Annotated in this window: 13 protein-coding genes; 11 read left to right on the top strand and 2 right to left on the bottom strand. The window is 74.8% G+C overall.

Going from position 1 to position 15,182, the window contains the following annotated elements:
• Positions 1-91 precede the first annotated feature (91 nt).
• The 5 genes from WHI96_RS00640 (at position 92) to WHI96_RS00620 (ending at position 7,817) form a co-directional block, all read left to right on the top strand.
• Positions 92-445, top strand: a complete 354-nt coding sequence (locus WHI96_RS00640; protein WP_345647710.1) for a hypothetical protein — start codon at positions 92-94, stop codon at positions 443-445.
• Positions 446-831: 386 nt separating this feature from the next.
• A complete protein-coding gene (locus WHI96_RS00635) occupies positions 832-2,658 on the top strand; it encodes a phosphoenolpyruvate carboxykinase (GTP) (protein ID WP_345647707.1) in 1,827 nt (608 codons plus the stop codon).
• 358 nt (positions 2,659-3,016) lie between these two features.
• Positions 3,017-5,200 (top strand): carbon starvation CstA family protein, encoded by a 2,184-nt coding sequence (locus WHI96_RS00630; RefSeq protein ID WP_345647704.1) that lies wholly within the window; start codon positions 3,017-3,019, stop codon positions 5,198-5,200.
• A complete protein-coding gene (locus tag WHI96_RS00625; protein WP_073576102.1) occupies positions 5,197-5,376 on the top strand; it encodes a YbdD/YjiX family protein in 180 nt (59 codons plus the stop codon). Before WHI96_RS00630 ends, WHI96_RS00625 begins: the two co-directional genes overlap by 4 nt.
• 347 nt (positions 5,377-5,723) lie before the next feature.
• Positions 5,724-7,817: a hypothetical protein gene (locus tag WHI96_RS00620; RefSeq protein ID WP_345647701.1), complete on the top strand. Its 2,094-nt coding sequence runs from the start codon at positions 5,724-5,726 to the stop codon at positions 7,815-7,817.
• Positions 7,818-7,820: 3 nt separating this feature from the next.
• On the opposite strand, the gene WHI96_RS00615 is transcribed toward WHI96_RS00620, so the two are convergent.
• Entirely contained in the window at positions 7,821-8,159 is a 339-nt protein-coding gene (locus WHI96_RS00615) for a DUF3024 domain-containing protein (RefSeq protein ID WP_345647698.1), read from the bottom strand.
• Between the two features lie 122 nt (positions 8,160-8,281).
• On the opposite strand from WHI96_RS00615, the gene WHI96_RS00610 reads away from it, so the two are divergent.
• Genes WHI96_RS00610 through WHI96_RS00595 form a run of 4 tightly spaced genes read left to right on the top strand, consistent with a single transcriptional unit; the run spans position 8,282 to position 12,883 of the window.
• A complete protein-coding gene (locus WHI96_RS00610; RefSeq protein WP_345647696.1) occupies positions 8,282-10,261 on the top strand; it encodes a serine hydrolase domain-containing protein in 1,980 nt (659 codons plus the stop codon).
• Between the two features lie 35 nt (positions 10,262-10,296).
• Positions 10,297-11,610: a sensor histidine kinase gene (locus tag WHI96_RS00605; RefSeq protein WP_345647693.1), complete on the top strand. Its 1,314-nt coding sequence runs from the start codon at positions 10,297-10,299 to the stop codon at positions 11,608-11,610.
• A complete protein-coding gene (locus tag WHI96_RS00600) occupies positions 11,607-12,266 on the top strand; it encodes a response regulator transcription factor (RefSeq protein ID WP_345647691.1) in 660 nt (219 codons plus the stop codon). Before WHI96_RS00605 ends, WHI96_RS00600 begins: the two co-directional genes overlap by 4 nt.
• Before the next feature lie 26 nt (positions 12,267-12,292).
• A complete protein-coding gene (locus WHI96_RS00595; protein WP_345647689.1) occupies positions 12,293-12,883 on the top strand; it encodes a peroxidase-related enzyme in 591 nt (196 codons plus the stop codon).
• On the opposite strand, the gene WHI96_RS00590 is transcribed toward WHI96_RS00595, so the two are convergent.
• Positions 12,880-13,188: a hypothetical protein gene (locus WHI96_RS00590; protein ID WP_345647686.1), complete on the bottom strand. Its 309-nt coding sequence runs from the start codon at positions 13,186-13,188 to the stop codon at positions 12,880-12,882. The two genes, WHI96_RS00595 and WHI96_RS00590, sit on opposite strands and share 4 nt — an antisense overlap.
• 209 nt (positions 13,189-13,397) lie before the next feature.
• Here WHI96_RS00590 and WHI96_RS00585 point away from each other — a divergent pair, with 209 nt between their 5' ends.
• On the top strand, positions 13,398-13,763 hold the full coding sequence (locus tag WHI96_RS00585) for an antitoxin (protein ID WP_345647683.1): 366 nt from the start codon (positions 13,398-13,400) through the stop codon (positions 13,761-13,763).
• Positions 13,764-13,989: 226 nt separating this feature from the next.
• Positions 13,990-15,177 carry a pyruvate dehydrogenase (acetyl-transferring) E1 component subunit alpha gene (gene pdhA, locus WHI96_RS00580; RefSeq protein ID WP_345647680.1) on the top strand — a complete coding sequence of 396 codons (1,188 nt, stop codon included), beginning with the start codon at positions 13,990-13,992 and terminating at the stop codon, positions 15,175-15,177.
• Positions 15,178-15,182: the final 5 nt, after the last annotated feature.

Genomic DNA, 15,182 nt, shown 5'->3' with positions numbered 1-15,182 from the left:
GGCGGATCCGGTGTGCCCCGGCTGGTTCACTACGGCTCGTCCGCGGCGACCGGTGCCGGTCGTCGGTGCCGACTCTACGCGGGAGACAGCCGTGCCGTACGAGGTGGTCAGCGCCTACACCCTGGTGCTCGGGGAGCACCCCGGTGACTCCGTGGACCGCGACGCCGGGGATCCCGGCGCAGAGGACCACGACGTCGTCCCGGCCCGTCCGGAGGTCTCGGTCCACACCACCGCCGAGGACGCCTGGCGCGCGCTCGACGCCGGCGTCCGCGAGCGCTGCGGGATGCGGCCCCGGCCGCGCCGGCGGATCGACCCGGACGCCGTCGTCCGGCTCGCCGACGCCTGGCGGGCCGGTGACCCCGGCACGCGCTACTGGCAGGTGACCGCGCACCGGCTGCCGATCATGGTCCCGGAGCTCGCGCGTGCCGTCGCCTCCGTGCGCTGACACTTCCGTTCCTGAAAACCCTAAGTGGGCTCCGAGAATGCGTTGAATCGGTCGCTTCCGGCCTGCGGGTGAATTTCCGCGACGCTTCTCCCGGAATGTGCGTGCCGATGTCACGGATCGTCGCCGAATCGGTCACCGGGAACAGGTTGCGTTCGTGTGACATGCGTGTCACCTGGGCGGACATCGCCGTCGTCCGTCGGCTACTGGATCGATTTACATGATCGGTGCTGTGCCTGACCTCTCAACTCCACCCATGGGTGGCGCACTATTTCGCAGGTAGCCTCGGAAACCACCTTTTCCCGTCTGGGCCCGTCACCGACTCCGGTCGCGGGCCCGTCGTAGTTCCCCCGGTGACGGGCCGGGGCCGGCGAGGAGAACAGGACGACATGACTGCAGCGACCGTTCCGGGCACCGACAAGGCACCGACCACCAACCAGGGCGTCGCGGCCTGGGTCCAGGAGATCGCCGAGCTGACCGCCCCGGACCGCGTCGTGTGGTGCGACGGTTCGGACGAGGAGTGGACCCGGCTCACCGACCAGCTGGTGGAGCAGGGCACCATCGTGCGGCTCGACCCGGAGAAGAAGCCGAACTCCTTCTACGCCGCGTCCGACGCCGGCGACGTCGCCCGCGTCGAGGAGCGGACCTTCATCTGTACCGAGACCGAGCGCGGTGCCGGGCCGACCAACAACTGGGTCGCGCCCGCCGAGATGAAGCGGACGATGACCGAGCTGTACCGCGGCAGCATGAAGGGCCGGACCCTCTACGTGGTCCCGTTCTGCATGGGCCCGACCGACGCCGAGGACCCGAAGCTGGGCGTCGAGATCACCGACTCCGAGTACGTCGTGATCTCCATGAAGATCATGACCCGGATGGGCGCGGCCATCCTGCCGCTGCTCGACGCGGCCGGTGACCGCTGGGTCAAGGCCCTGCACTCGATCGGCGCCCCCCTGGCCGAGGGGCAGGCCGACGTCCCGTGGCCGCACAACGAGGACAAGTACATCAGCCACTTCCCGGAGACCCGGGAGATCTGGAGCTACGGCTCCGGCTACGGCGGCAACGCCCTGCTGGGCAAGAAGTGCTACGCGCTGCGCATCGCGTCGGCCATGGCGCACGACGAGGGCTGGCTCGCCGAGCACATGCTGATCCTCAAGCTGATCAGCCCGGAGGAGAAGGCCTACTACGTCGCCGCCGCCTTCCCGAGCGCCTGCGGCAAGACCAACCTCGCGATGCTGCAGCCGACCGTCCCCGGCTGGCGCGCCGAGACCGTCGGCGACGACATCGCCTGGATGAAGTTCGGCGAGGACGGCCGGCTCTACGCCACCAACCCCGAGTTCGGGTTCTTCGGCGTCGCGCCGGGCACCAACTGGAAGACCAACCCGAACGCGATGCGCACCATCGAGGCCGGGAACGCGCTGTTCACCAACGTCGCGCTGACCGACGACGGCGACGTGTGGTGGGAGGACCTCGAGGGCGACCCCCAGCACCTGACGGACTGGAAGGGCAACGACTGGACGCCCGACTCGGACGCCAAGGCCGCGCACCCCAACTCCCGCTACACCGTGCCGATCGACCAGTGCCCCGTCGTCGCGCCGGAGTGGAACGACCCGAAGGGCGTGCCGATCTCGGCGATCCTGTTCGGTGGCCGTCGCAAGACCACGGTCCCGCTGGTCACCGAGGCCCGCAGCTGGCAGCACGGCACCTTCATGGGCGCGACCATGTCCTCGGAGAAGACCGCGGCCGCGGCCGGCACGGTCGGGGAGGTCCGCCGCGACCCGATGGCGATGCTGCCGTTCCTCGGCTACAACGTCGGTGACTACTTCGCGCACTGGGTCGACACCGGCAAGGGCGCGGACGCGGACAAGCTGCCGAAGATCTTCTACGTCAACTGGTTCCGCCGCGGCGAGGACGGCCGCTTCCTGTGGCCCGGTTTCGGTGAGAACAGCCGCGTCCTGAAGTGGTGCATCGAGCGCCTGGAGGGCAAGGCCGCCGCCGTCGACACCCCGATCGGGTTCGTGCCGACCGCCGACCAGCTCGACCTCGACGGCGTCGAGGCCGAGCGCGCCGACGTCGAGGCCTCGCTGGCCGTCGACGTCGAGGAGTGGAAGGCCGAGATCCCGCTGATCGAGGAGTGGTTCGCCAAGATCGGCGACGACAACCTCCCGACCTCGATCCGCGACGAGTTCGAGGCCCTGAAGCAGCGCCTCGGCGCCTGACCCACCGCGGCCCCGGCCGCGCGAGACCCACGGTGCCCCCGCACGCCGTCCGGCGTGCGGGGGCACCGTGCTGCGTGCCGACCACACCGGCGCCGTCGGGGTGCTCCCGACCCACGCGGCGATCGGGGGTGTCGGCGCCCCGCGGGAGACCCGCGACGTCGACACCACCCGGATCGGGGAGGCGTCCCGGGACCGAGCGGCGCATCCCGTCCGCCGCCCCCGCGGACGGGACCCGGGTCGAGACTCGGTAACGGCGGTCCCGCGACCGGTGACAGCGAACGTTGCTCGACGTAACGTGCCCGACCGGGCCGGCTCCACGACGGCGTCGGTCGCGCACGGTGCAGGAGCAGGGGGCGACATGGTCACGACGGAGCGACCGGGAGAGCCGGGGGCCGGTGGGACGGGCACGGCCCGTCGTCGCGACCCGAAGCAGATCGCGATCTGGGTCGCGGTGGCGGTGGTGGGGGCGGTCGCCTGGTCGATCGTCGCGTTCACCCGCGGCGAGGAGATCTCCGCGGCGTGGCTGGTGTTCGCCGCGGTCGCCTCCTACGCGATCGCCTACCGCTTCTACTCCCGCTTCATCGCCCACCGCGCGCTGCGCGTGGACGACACCCGTGCCACCCCGGCCGAGCGTCTCGACGACGGGCAGGACTTCCAGCCGACCGACCGCCGGGTGCTGTTCGGCCACCACTTCGCGGCCATCGCCGGTGCGGGCCCGCTCGTCGGGCCGGTGCTCGCGGCGCAGATGGGCTACCTGCCCGGCACGATCTGGATCATCGTCGGCGTCGTGTTCGCGGGCGCGGTCCAGGACATGGTCACGCTGTTCTTCTCCACCCGCCGCAGCGGGCGCAGCCTCGGCCAGATGGCCCGCGAGGAGATCGGGCCGGTCGGCGGGACGGCGGCCATCGTCGCCGTCCTCGCGATCATGGTGATCCTGCTGGCGGTGCTGGCGCTGGTCGTCGTGCAGGCCCTGGCCGACTCGCCGTGGGGCACCTTCTCGCTCGCGATGACGATCCCGATCGCCCTGTTCATGGGCTTCTACCTGCGCTACCTGCGACCGGGGAGGATCATCGAGGTCTCGGTGGTCGGCGTCGCGCTGATGCTGCTGGCCATCGTCGGCGGCGGCTGGGTGCAGAACTCGTCCTGGGGCGAGGTCTTCCACCTGACCGCGAACCAGCTGACCCTCGCGCTGGTGGTCTACGGCTTCGCCGCCTCGGTGCTGCCGGTCTGGATGCTGCTCGCGCCGCGCGACTACCTGTCGTCGTTCATGAAGGTCGGCGTGGTCGTGCTGCTCGCCGCCTCGATCCTGCTGGCCCGGCCGTCGCTGCAGATGGACGCGCTGACCCGGTTCGCCTCCGACGGGCAGGGCCCGGTCGCGGCGGGATCGCTGTTCCCGTTCGTCTTCATCACCATCGCCTGCGGTGCGTTGTCCGGGTTCCACGCCCTGGTCGCGTCGGGCACGACGCCGAAGCTGATCCAGAAGGAGTCCCAGATCCGGGTCATCGGCTACGGCGCGATGCTCACCGAGTCCTTCGTCGCGATCATGGCGCTGGCCGCGGCCTGCATCCTCGACCCCGGCCTGTACTTCGCGATGAACATGCCCGCGACGGTGCTCGGGCCGACCGTCGAGACCGCCTCCGCCGCGGTGCAGCAGATCGGGTTCACCATCTCCCCCGCCGACCTGACCGCGGCCGCGCAGGCCGTGGAGGAGCAGACCCTGGTCGGGCGCTCCGGCGGGGCGCCGACGCTGGCCGTCGGGCTGTCGACGGTGTTCTCCCAGGTCTTCGGCGGCGACGCGATGCGCGCCTTCTGGTACCACTTCGCGATCATGTTCGAGGCGCTGTTCATCCTCACCACGGTGGACGCCGGCACCCGCGTCGGGCGCTTCATCCTGCAGGACACGATCGGCAACGTCTGGCCGCGCTTCCGCGACACGAGCTGGCGCCCGGGCGCCTGGATCTGCAGCGCGGTCATCGTCGGGGCCTGGGGCTACCTGCTCTACGCCGGCGTCAACGACCCGCTGGGCGGGATCTACCAGCTCTTCCCGCTGTTCGGCATCGCGAACCAGCTGCTCGCGGCGGTCGCGCTGGCCGTCTGCACGACGCTGCTGATCCGTACCGGCCGGGCCCGCTACGCACCGATCACGCTCGTGCCGCTGGTGTTCGACGCCGTCGTCACGCTGACCGCGAGCTACCAGAAGATCTTCTCCGACAACCCCAAGCTCGGGTTCTGGGCCCAGCGCGACCAGTACCAGGCCGCGCTCGACGCCGGGAGGACGAGCCTGGGCACCGCCAGGACCGTCGAGGCGATGCAGAAGGTCGTCGTGAACACGACCGTCGACACCGTCCTCACCGCCCTGTTCGCGGTGCTCATCGTGATCGTGCTGGCCGACTCGGTCCGGGTGTGGGTCGCCGCGCTGCGCGGACGCCCGCTGCCCGGCGGCTCCGAGGACCCGTACGTCGAGTCCCGGATCCAGGCGCCGGCCGGACTCGTCGCCACCCGCGAGGAGCGCGAGCTCGCGCGGACCGGGGGCTCCGGATGAGCCGGGTCAGGGCCTTCTGGACGTTCCTGCGCGAGCTCGCCGGGGAACGCGACTACGAGCGGTACCTGGCCCATCGGGCGGCCCACCATCCCGGCGCGCCGGTGCTGGGCGAGCGCGAGTTCTGGCGGGAGCGGACCGACCGTCAGGACCGCGTCCCGTCCGCCCGCTGCTGCTGACCCGGCTATTTCACTCTGATGGAGCAGTGCCCGGACGGATTCGGTCACCCACTGTGGACGGCGGAGGGTGCCGAAGGGGGCGTCGTTGCACGGTGTCGACGAGATCGGCCCAGCGTGACGCCTCAGCAGGTAGCCTCGCGCGGGAACCGGGGACGTCCGAGTGGACGAACCCGCACCCGTCGTGTGCCCCGATGGGGACCCGGCTCCGTCGCTCGTCGTGACGGTGGCCGACCGGTCCCGACCGGAAAATCGCGGCGGAGGCGGAACACCGGGCCGTCCACGGCGATACACACCGTGAACGTCGTCCCCGGGGCGACGACACGGGTACGGCGGAGGTGTGAGGCGAGATGCTGGACGTCCGGGTGTCCGAGGACACGGACATCGACGCGCTCGTCGCGTTCGTCGAACGGCTGGTGTCGGCCGGCCGCGGCGGAGCGGCACCGCGGACGGCGGCGGCGCGGATCACCGGCGACGTGCGCGCCGGCCGGGTACCCGCCGGTCTGCGGACCCTGTCGACCGCGCTGGGGGCCGCGGCCCCGCCGCGCCCCGAGGAGGACCCCGCCCACCCGTCGACGCTGCTCGGCGTGGTGGCCGAGGAGCCGCTCGTCGTGCTCTCCGACACCAGCCCCGGCGAGCTCGCCAGGGCGCTGGCCGAGCTGACCGGCTACGGCATGCGCGTCCTGCTGACCGGTGCGCCCGCCGAGCGCGTCGCCGCGGTGCACGACGCGCTGCCGGCGAGCGTCGCGGGTCGCGTCGCCACGTCGTTCCCGGAGCTGCCGCTCCCCGAGCTGCAGCGGCTGCGCCGCCTGCTCGCCCGGGTCGGCGCCGACCGCACCGCCCGGCGCGGCCAGCAGCTCCCCGACGCCGACGGCATGCCCGACCCGGCGGACGTCGCGGGCTGCTGCGAGCGGGCCGGACGGGTCGTGGCCGGGGCCGAGGCCGGTGAGGCCCGGATCGTCCCCGGCCTGCTGCGCGACCTCGACGCCGACCGGCGCGGGGCCGTCACCCAGGTCGCCCGCTGCGTGCTGCGCTCGCTGGGGACCATCGCCGCGGCCCCGGACGCCGACCGGCTGCGCGAGGTCGTCGGCCGTCTGGTCCACCAGGGCCTGCGCGCCGAGTTCGAGGCGCTGCAGGGCCACTCGGCCCGCCAGCGCGACGACCGCGCCCGCTACGCCGCGGGACCCGCGGTCGAGATCGTGGAGCCGCTGCCCCAGGGCGGCGCCGACGTGGTCCGCCGCTACCTGGACTTCCTCGACTCCGGCGGCCGGACCCGGTCCTACTTCCGTCCGCAGGAGCAGAAGGACGCCGAGCCGCACCTGCGCCGCTTCCGCGTCGCCGGTGGGCCCCCGCAGAACCACGACCACGTGGTCGCGATCGTCCACCACCTCGACCTGGCCCGCCGCGACGACGAGATCGCGCGGCTGTGCTCGGTGCTGGGGCTGCCGATCCCGCGGGACCCCTCCGAGCTGCCCGGGCTCACCGACACCCTGGACCGGGTGGCGGCGACCGCGCGGTCGGTCGGCGCGCTCCGTCACGACGTGCTGTTCCTGCAGCAGGACTCCCCGGTCTCGGTGCCGGACCTGGCCGCCGCCGAGCGGGTCGCCCGCGCGATCGTCGACTACGACGAGCACGGCGACCCCGCCGAGGCCGCCGACGAGCTGGAGCGCCTGGCCGCCACCTGCGCGGACCGGGTTCCCGACGGGGCGCGGGCCCCGGAGCACGAGGCCGTGGTCGCGGCGCTGCGGGCGCACGACCCGCAGGCCTACACCGACGCGTGCGGGGAGCTCGACCGCGCCCGGCGCGAGGTCGCCGACCGCGACGAGCTGGACCGGCTGCTCGGTGAGCTCGCCGGGACCCACCCGCAGCTCGCCGAGACCTGGGCGGCCGACGCCGGGCGCGGCGTCCCCGGCTTCGGCCTGGTCGTCTCCGAGCCCGTCGACGACGTCCTCGGCACGTTGCCCCCTGCGGACACCGCCGACCTGGTGGTCGTGCTGGGTGCGGGCGCGATGCAGGCCGACGGGCTGCTGCTGACCGCGGCGGCGCCGCGGATGCTCGCCGTCGTCGGGGACGAGCCGCGGGCCGCCTCGTCCGGGACGACCCTGCTCGAGGTGCTGAACCAGGCCTCGGCGCGGTTCCTGCGCGGCACCGGGGACCGCACCGCCGCCGTGCGGCCGGACCCCGCGGTCCCGGTCGTCCCGCCGCTGTCGTCGGTACCCGCCGCCCGCACGGCCGCGGAGGCACCGGAGGTCCCGGTCACCGTCCCGGCGCAGGCCGGACCGGTCACCGCCCACGAGGCCGTCGAGACGCCGGTCCCCGCACCGCGGCCGGCCCCGCGCGGGTCGGACACGGCGCCGCGCGACGACGAGCCGTCCCGCCCGTCGACGCCGTCGGCGATGGCCCCGGGCCCGCGTCCGGCCGTCACGGGCGGCCGGGAGGACTGAGCGTCAGCTGCTCGCGCGGATCCCGTCGGCGACCTGCGCGAGCAGCACGAACGGGTCGGTGCCCGGCGGCCCCGCCGGCTGCCACCGCTGCCCCGAGCCGGGGTCGGCGACGCGGTACAGCGTCCAGCTGCCCGGCCCGGGGTCGTCGGCCCGCAGCTGCGCCAGCGCCGTCGACGACCAGGCCGCACCCAGCTCCGGGAACGCGGGCGGCCGCCGGTCGAGGATCGTGACGGTGCTGCCGGCCGTGGTGTAGGCGATCCGGCGCCGGTCGCTCTCGCCGTCGGGTACCTGCTCGGTGCACCAGGTCGCGAGCTGCGTGCGGACCTGCTCCGGGACTCCCATGGCGCGACATGGTCCCCGATCGGGCCTCGCACGGGGAAGGGCGGCCTCCGTCGGAGGTCGTAGGCCGCGGTGCCGACCTGCGCCCGATGTGCCGGAGACCCGTTCCGGCGAGGCTCGACGGCATGATCACCGCACGCCGGACCGGCGGCCCGCCCCGCCGCGGCGCCGCCGCCATCGCCCTGCTCGTCGTGCTGGTCGCGGCCCTGGTCGGGGGCTGCGCGGCCCCGGCCGTCCCGGCCCCCGACCCGGCCCCGCGGGCGGCCGTCCCGACCGCCCCGCTCGGCCCCGCCGACGTCGGCGCCTGGCTGGACGGCCTCGTCCCCGCCGCGCTCGACCGGACCGGGATCGCCGGGGCCGCGGTCACCGTCGTCCGCGACGGGCAGGTCCTCGCCACCCGCGGCTACGGCTCGGCCGGACCGGGCAGGCCGGTCGACCCCGACCGGACGCTGTTCCGGGTCGGGTCGGTGTCGAAGGTGGCCACCGCGGTCGCCGTGCTGCAGCTCGCCGACCGCGGCCTGGTCGACCTCGACGCCGACGTCCGCCGCTACCTCGACATCGACGTGCCGATGCCCCGCGGCCCGGTGACCCTGCGGAACCTGCTGAGCCACACCGCGGGTTTCGAGGAGCAGATCCGCGGCCTCTTCCGCACCGGGCCGGGCGGTCCGTCGCTGCGGGAGTTCCTCGCCACCGACCCGCCCGAGCAGGTCAGCACCCCCGGGACCGTGCCGTCGTACTCCAACTACGGCTACGGCCTGGCCGGGCACGTCGTCGAGCGGGTCACCGGGGAGCCCTTCGAGCGCTACGTGCAGCGCGAGGTGCTCGACCGCGCCGGCATGACCACCGCGACCTTCGACCAGCCGCTGCCCGCGGCCGCCGCCGGGGCGATGTCGGAGGGCTACACCAGCGTCGACGCCCCGCCGGCGCCGTTCGAGTTCGCCAGGCCGGCCCCGGCCGGGGCGCTCAGCGCGTCGGCCACCGACATGGGCCGGTTCGCCTCGGCTCTGCTCGGCGCGCCCGGCTCGACCCCGCTGCTCTCCCCCGCCGCGTGGGCGCTGATGCAGCGTCCGGCGCTGGGCGCGGACACCCTCGGCGCGCTCGCCGACGGCCCGCGGATGGCACACGGCCTGTTCGACGAGAGCCGCAACGGCCACCTGGTCCTCGGCCACGGCGGCGACACCCAGTGGTTCCACTCGCGCCTGCAGCTCTACCCGGTCGAGCGGATCGGTGTGTTCGTCACGACGAACAGCAGCGGCCGCGGCGGCGCGGACACCCTGGAGCTGCGGCGCGCGGTGACCGAGGGGTTCACCGACCGCTACCTGCCCGGCACGGCGGGCCCGGCCCCCGCCCCGGACGCCGGCACCCCGGCCCGGGCGGCCGCGGTCGCGGGCACCTACGAGTCGGCCCGCCGGTCCGCGAGCACGTTCATGGGCGCGATGAACCTGCTCGGACAGATGCGGGTGGCGGCCCGCCCGGACGGCACGCTGCTGGTCTCGCCCGCCCCGAACGACGTCCGCCCGGCCGCCTACGCCGAGGTCCGGCCCGGGCTGTGGCGGGAGGTCGGCGGCCAGCGGCTGCTGACCGTGCGCACCGACGCCGACGGCCGCGTCACCGCGCTGGGGCACGACGCGGCGTTCACCGAACTGCCGGTCGGCCCGCTGCGCGACGCGGCGCTGCTCGGCACGGTGCTGGCCGGCTCGGTCGTGGTGCTGCTCGGCGCGCTGGTCGCCTGGCCCGCGGGGGCGCTGTGGCGGCGCCGGTACGGCGTGGTCGTCGCGGCCCGGCCGCGGACCGACCGGGTCCTGCACGGCCTCACCCGGGCCGCGGCGGCGGCCGCGCTCGTCGCCCTCACGGGCTGGGTGGTCTCGGTGCTCGCGATCGCGTCGCCGGGCGACGTGCCGCTCCCGGTGCTGCGCGGGCTCCAGGTGCTCCAGTGGATCGGGCTGGCGGGCGTGCCCGTCGCGGCGGCCGGGGTGGTCACCGCGCTGCGCGCCCGGGCCGGCGCATGGCCGGTCACCGGGCGGGTGCTGCTGCTGGTCGCGCTGGCCGGCGTCGCGGTGGTGGCGGTCGTGGCGGGCCTGCTGCTGCCGAGCCTCACCTACTGAGCCCTACGATCACCCCACCCGAGGCCGGAGACCCCATGCACCCGCACCCCGAACCGCCGCCCCGCACGGGCGCGGAACGGTTCGACGCCCGGCTCACCGCGCTCGGCCCGGCCGGACCGCGACGCCGCGACGCCGCGCTGGCCGTGCTCGTCGCGGCCGGGACGCTCGCGGTGGTCGCCCCGGTGGTGCTGGCACCGGGACCGGCGGCGGAGCTGGGTCTCGCGCCGGGCACGGCGGCGCTGGCACTGGGGGTGGTGACCGTGCAGAACCTGCTGCTGGCGCTGCGCCGCACCGCCCCGGCGGCCTGCCTGGCGCTGACGGTCGGGCTGGAGCTGGTGAACGTCGTCCTGCTGCCGGTGGGCGCGGCACTGCGCGGCCCGGCGACGGCGGTCGCGGCCGGCACCTGCGGATCCCGGCTCCCGGCGCGGCGGGCCGGGGTGCTGGTCGGCGCCGCGGCGGTCGTCGAGACGGCCGTGGTGCTCACCGGGATCGCGGTCCGCCCGTCCGGCGACGCGCTGCTCGGCGCGGCCGGGCTGGTCGTCGCCCAGGTGCTGTCGGCGGTCCTGGTCTACGGCGGCCCGCTGCTGCTGGGCGTGTACCTGCGGACCCGGCGTCGCTACGCCGAGCTCGACCGGGTGCACACCGCCGGTGTCGTCGCGGCGTACCGGGAACGGGCGGACGCCGCCGTCGCCCGGGAGCGGGCCCGGATGGCCCGCGAGCTGCACGACGTCGCCGCCCACCACCTGTCGGCGATGGTGGTGCAGGCCGCGGTGGTCGAGCGGCTGGTGGACCGGGACCCGGACGAGGCGCGCCGGACGGCGGCCCGGCTGCGGGAGCAGGGTCGCCGCACCCTGCACGACCTGCGGCTCGTCGTCGGGGCGCTGCGGGAGCCAGGCGCGGGCGGCGCCGAGGCCGACGCCCCGGTCCCCGGCCTCGCCGAGCTCGACGGGCTCGTGGAACAGGCCCGGGAGCTGGGCGGCCCGGTGGAGCTGGTCCGGCGGGGGGACCCGGGCGAGCCGTCCCCGGTCGCCGACGTCACCTGCTACCGCGTGGTGCAGGAGGCACTGGCCAACGCCCGTGAGCACGCCCCCGGCGCCCCGGTCCGGGTGACCGTGACCCACGCCGACGGCCGGGTCGCCGTCGAGGTGGTGAACGGGCCCGCGCGCGGCACCCCGGCACCGTCCGCGGGCGCCCCGGGTACCCGTGGGTTCGGGCTGGCGGGGATGCGCGAGCGGGCGCAGCTGGTCGGCGGGACGTTCGAGGCGGGCCGGACCGGCGACGACGGCTGGCGGGTCCGCCTGGTCGTCCCGCACGATCCCGGCCCGGAGACCGGAGGGGGACCCGCGTGATCAGGGTGGTGCTGGCCGACGACCAGGCGGTGGTCCGGGCCGGGTTCCGGATGTTCCTGGAGCTGGCCGGTGACGTCGAGGTCGTCGGCGAGGCCTCCAGCGGGCCGGAGGCCGTCGCGCTGGTGCGCGCGTACCGGCCCGACGTGGTCTGCATGGACGTCCGGATGCCCGGCGGCAACGGGCTCGTCGCGACCCGGGAGATCACCGGCCTCGACGACCCGGTCCCGGCGGTCCTCGTCGTCACCACCTTCGACCTCGACGACTACGTGTTCGGCGCGCTGGAGGCGGGCGCGAGCGGGTTCGTCCTGAAGGACACCCACCCCGACGACCTCGTCGACGCCGTCCGCCGCCTCGCCCGCGGCGACGGGCTGATCGACCAGACCGTCACCCGCCGGGTGATCGCCGAGTTCGCGCGTCGCCGCCCGGCCCCGGACGCCGCGCCCGACGGCGGGGTCGCCCCGCTGACACCACGCGAGACCGAGATCGTGCGGATGCTGGCCCGCGGGCTGTCCAACGCCGAGATCGCCGAGGAGCTGGTCGTCGAGACGTCCACGGTCAAGTCGCACCTGGGCCGGGCGATGGCAAAGATCGGGACCCGGGACCGGCTGCAGACCGTGGTGTGGGCCTACCGGACCGGCGTCGCCGCTCCCGGTTGACGGCCCGGACGGCTAGCGTCCGCGGCATGGCACAGCACGAGGTGAGCAGGTTCGGGCACGTCGACCCCGACGGGCTCCCGCCGGACCTGGCGGAGCGGATCGGCGCGATCGCGGAGCGGTCGGGGTTCGTCCCGAACGTGTTCCGCGCACTGGGCCGGCGCCCGCGGGAGCTGCGGGCGTTCCTCGACTACCACGACGCGCTGATGGACCCCGACGACGGCGCTGCCGGGCTGTCGAAGGCCGAGCGCGAGCTGGTCGTCGTCGCCACCTCGGGGGCGAACAACTGCACCTACTGCGTCGTCGCGCACGGCGCGATCCTCCGGGTCCGCTCCAAGGACCCGGAGATCGCCGACCGCGTCGCGACCAACCCCTACGCCGTCGAGCTGTCGGAGCGCGAGCGCGCCGTCGTCGACCTGGCCCTGCTGGTCGCCCGGAACTCCGAGGCGCTCACCGAGGCCGACCTCGACGACGCCCGCGCCGCGGGCCTGTCCTCCGACGAGATCTGGGACGTCGGCGCGATCACCGCGCTGTTCGCGATGTCGAACCGGCTCGCACACCTGACCGCGCTGCGCCCGAACCCGGAGTTCTTCCTGATGGGGCGCATCCCCCGGGGTTAGAGCACCGTCGACAGGAACGCGCGGGTGCGCTCCTCCTGCGGGTCGGAGAGCACCGCGCGCGGGTCGCCCGACTCGACGATCCGGCCGTCGTCCGTGAACACCAGGGCGTCGCCGACCTCGCGGGCCGCGAGCCGGACGTCCTCGGCGACGGCCGGGATCGGCGCGTCGGTGCCGGTGGCCTCGGCGGAGCCGCCTCCCCCACTGCCGTCGCCGCCGGCACCACAGCCGGTCAGGACCAGTGCGGTCAGTGCGGACAGTGCCATCCCGGTCAGGGAGCGGACGCTGCGGGTCCTCGCGGTCGTCATGCGGTTGCCTTCCCGGTGAGGCGGGGTCGAACGGCGGGGGTCCTGCCACTTGCCGACGGGCCACCGCCGCCCGCACGACCGATCCGTCACGTGCTCGTCGCACGCCGTCGGAACGCCGCGCCGGTCCGTGCCCGTTCGCCTACTGTTGGTGCGACGACCGAGTGCCGCGGGATCGACGCGGTGCCACACCGTCACGGAGGTCCTCGAAGATGTCGCTGTTCCGCAGACTCACCGTCCTGGCAGGAGCGGTCGAGGCCGCCCGCCGCTACGCCCGGTCCAACCCGGACAAGGCGGGCAAGGCCCTCGACTCCGCCGCCCAGTTCGTCGACAAGCAGACCAAGGGCAAGTACACGAACCAGATCGCCGGGGCCGCGCGTAAGGCGAAGGACGTCGCGGGCATCCCGCAGCCCGGCTACGGCTACGGCGCGCCGGGCACCACCCCGCCCGCCCCGGGCCGCCCGGCCGCCGGGAACCCGCCGTTCCCGGCGGGCGGTGCGGACGCGCCGACGCAGCGCAGCCCGCAGCAGCCCCCGGCGTTCCCGCCGCCGAACCCGGAGCGTCCGCACGGCGCCTGACCCGCCCCCGCGACGGTCCCGGCCGGGTGCCGGGACCGTCGTATGTGGACGTCCGACGGTCCGTCGTCCACCCGTCGACCTGCGGTGCACCGGTTCTCCTCGGGGCCGGTGACGTGCCAGGATCGGCGGTGACGCGCCTGCGCGTCCCGGGTCCGCACCACCCGCACGGGCCCGGAGCCGACGCTCCCGGGCGTGACCCCGCCCGGTGCGACCGAGGAGGTCTGCCGTGGACGTACCCCAGGCATGGATACCGACCGATCCGCGGTCGCGGCCCAGCCACGACCAGGTCGTCGCCGGGCTGAAGGGCGTCGACGAGGGCGGGCCGGAGCTCGTCCAGCTGCTCACCCCCGAGGGCGAGCGGGTGCCCGACGAGCGCTTCGACCGCTACGCCGCCGACATCACCGCCGAGGACCTGCAGTCGCTCTACCGCGACCTCGTCCTGGTCCGGCGGGCCGACCGCGAGGGCAACTCCCTGCAGCGCCAGGGCGAACTCGGCCTCTGGGTGCCGCTGCTCGGCCAGGAGGCCGCGCAGGTCGGCTCCGGCCGCGCGCTGGCGCCCGAGGACATGTGCTTCCCCAGCTACCGCGAGCACGGCGTCGCCTGGTGCCGCGGGGTCGACCCGACCGAGCTGCTCGGCATCTTCCGCGGCACCGACCACGGCTCCTGGGACCCGGTCGCGACCCGGTTCCACCCGTACACGATCGTCATCGGCAACCAGTGCCTCAACGCCGCCGGCTACGCGATGGGCCAGCGCTTCGAGTCGAAGGTGGGCGACCGCGAGACGGGTGAGGCGACCATCTGCTACTTCGGTGACGGCGCCACCAGCCAGGGCGACGTCCACGAGGGCTTCGTCTGGGCCGCCGCCTACGACGCGCCGCTGGTCTTCTTCTGCCAGAACAACCAGTGGGCGATCTCGGTGCCGGCCGAGCGCCAGACCCGGGTGCCGCTCTACCAGCGCGCCCGCGGCTACGGCTTCCCCGGCGTCCGCGTCGACGGCAACGACGTCCTCGCCTGCCTCGCCGTCACCCGCTGGGCGCTCGACGAGTGCCGCACCGGCAACGGCCCGGTGCTGATCGAGGCGTTCACCTACCGGATGGACTCCCACACCACCTCCGACGACGCGACCCGCTACCGGCTCGCCGACGAGGTCGAGCTGTGGAAGCTCAAGGACCCGATCGAGCGGGTCCGGGTGCACCTGGCCCGGCGGCACGGCGTCGGCGCCGACTTCTTCGACGCCGTCGAGGCCGAGGCGGACGCGCTGGGCGAACGGATGCGGGCCTTCTGCCGGGCGATGCCCCAGCCCGGCCCGGAGCGGATGTTCTCCCAGGTCTACGCCGAGGCGTCGCCGACGGTGGAGCGCCAGCGCGAGGAGTTCCTGGCCTACCGCGCGTCGTTCGCGGACCAGGAGGGCTGAGCCGT

Origin of the sequence: Pseudonocardia tropica (genome assembly GCF_040105315.1) — a bacterium.
GTDB lineage: Bacteria > Actinomycetota > Actinomycetes > Mycobacteriales > Pseudonocardiaceae > Pseudonocardia > Pseudonocardia alni.
This window is presented reverse-complemented; position numbering and strand designations above follow the sequence as displayed.